The 1,381-nt window shown below is 53.5% G+C and carries 1 protein-coding gene; it reads right to left on the bottom strand.

Annotation, left to right across the window (positions count from 1 at the left end; genetic code table 11):
- Positions 1–69 precede the first annotated feature (69 nt).
- The coding region (locus tag QCH34_RS12700; RefSeq protein ID WP_300334674.1) for a metallophosphoesterase family protein at positions 70–1,381 on the bottom strand (1,312 nt) is incomplete at its 5' end.

The following is a 1,381-nucleotide window of genomic DNA, read 5'->3' as shown; positions in this document are numbered from 1 at the left end:
AAAGGCGGATCGAGTTTGTCCCGATATCAATGAATGCGACAATCTCTTCGGATGCAATCATCGGTTCCGTCATTTCGGCTCAAAAGATGTCTGCGTTCGATCAACGGTACATTGAGCAGATATGCCGCCATCGCCACCATGGGGATCGCCACCGGGGCCGATCAGCCCGGCTTCCTCGATCGTGATCCCATGCCGGAGCATGGTGCAGAAGATCGGTGGAAGGCCTGCCTTTTGGATCGCACCTGCCACCAGCTCGATGTCATAGGGGATCCTGATATGGCAGACCGAGAAGGGATCTGCTTCGAGGAGGCAGTAGCATGCCCTCGGATCTCCGTCAGCAGGACGGCCGACCGATCCGCAATTGATGAAGAGGCAGTCCGAAACCGTCCGGGTAAAGGGGATATGCGTGTGGGCAGAGATGATAGCATCCACACCCGTTGCCTTTGCATACTCCAGAAGCTCTGTATCAGGCGTATGAGGGTCGATCCGCCCTGTCATGGAACCCGGAGTTCCATGAGTGAGAAGAACGGTCATATCGCCGATACGTGTTCTGATCTCCCGTGGGAGTGAGAGAAGATAGCTCCGGCTCTTTTTTGACAGCTTTGTATCTGTCCAACAGAGCGACTGCATCTTCTCATCACCCCGGAGAGCCTTCTTTTTGCAATCCTTTTTTGTCAGTGAAAGGATCCCGGTATCGATATTGCCTGTAATCCCGGTGATCTTCTTCTCCCCGATAATCCGGATCGTCTCTTCCGGATACGGCCCAAAACCGATTAGATCCCCGAGATGAATGATATGCGTTGCACCCCTCTGTTCAGCATCAGCAATAACCGCTTCGAGCGCTGGCAGATTTGCATGGATATCCCCGATCAATGCAACCCGGACCGGGGTTCCTCCGGGCATCCGGTAGAGCCCCATCCCGCCATTGACAAGAGGCTCAACAACCTTCTGCCTGATATCCTCGATCAGGTTATCCTCCTTCATCCCCTTCCAGTGAAGGGAGAAAAGTCCGTACAACTCTTTCCGCCGTGATCGGCGGTCCTCTGCGAGATGCAGCAGGCCGGGCCTTATGAACCTCATAAATCCGGTGTGTCCGAAGAACGACGCAACACGTGCCTCCTCCTCTTCCATAAAGCCGGGAAGGACATCCAGCCAGACATCACAGTCATGCATATCCCCGAGGAGATCCTGGAGCTTTTTAACAACCTGAATCGGTTTTTTCAGGCCGTCCTGGTAGAGATCAGAGAAGATCTCCATCGTATACCGAAGCCGTTTTGCTGCGATTCGCATCTCATGATGTTCTGCGATCCTGGATGGATCAGGAATATATCGCTCAAATGAGATCAGTTCCTCAATCCGCCTGCTGATCGCACGATAGGCA

Origin of the sequence: Methanocalculus sp., from assembly GCF_029762515.1 — an archaeon.
In the GTDB taxonomy this organism is placed as follows: domain Archaea; phylum Halobacteriota; class Methanomicrobia; order Methanomicrobiales; family Methanocorpusculaceae; genus Methanocalculus.
The sequence above is the reverse complement of the archived record's forward strand: the minus strand, read 5'-3'. Positions and strand labels throughout refer to the sequence as shown.